Source organism: Mesorhizobium sp. A623, from assembly GCF_054489405.1.
On sequence record NZ_JBTMXB010000149.1, the window covers coordinates 1 to 574 of the forward strand.

General features: G+C 61.5%; 1 pseudogene. It reads right to left on the minus strand.

Annotated features, from left to right (window positions below):
* A pseudogene (locus tag ACX3P1_RS28350) lies at positions 1 to 574 on the minus strand (IS630 family transposase); the annotation flags it as partial.

The following is a 574-nucleotide window of genomic DNA, read 5'->3' on the forward strand; positions in this document are numbered from 1 at the left end:
ATGCGCACCTGTGGCGACGTGACGGCTGATCTCGTCGATATGCAACTGCATGGCGTCGGTGTCGGCAATCGGGAGGGCAAGGGCAGCGCCCTTGCCTCGTGCCGGGCAGATGGCGCCGAACAAATAGGCGTTCTTGTAGCGCTGGTCGACGGACTGGCGCGGCCGCGTGCCGCGTCTTGCCCATTGCCGGACGATGCCGTTCTTCTGGCCGATGCGCGCCTCGTCTTGCCACCAGATTTCGACGGGTTTGCCTTTCGGCAAGTCGGCCAGATGCGCCTTCAACGTACGCGGAAAGTTTTTTTATAAGCCTCGATGATCTCGACATCCTGTGCGGGATGACGTGGTCGCGCATTCATGTGGGAGAAGCCGAGTTCCTTCAAGAGCTTGCCGACATAGCGTTCGTGATAATCGACGCCGAAACGCCCCTTGATGACTTTCTGCAGGTCGATCCGACGCCAACGCACCACGCCATCAATGGCACGGTCCGGGCCCTTCTCCACGAGAGCCGCCAGTTCCACCTTCTGCTCGGGCGACAGCCGCGATGACGGCCCCGGCGACCAGCGATTGAGAAGTC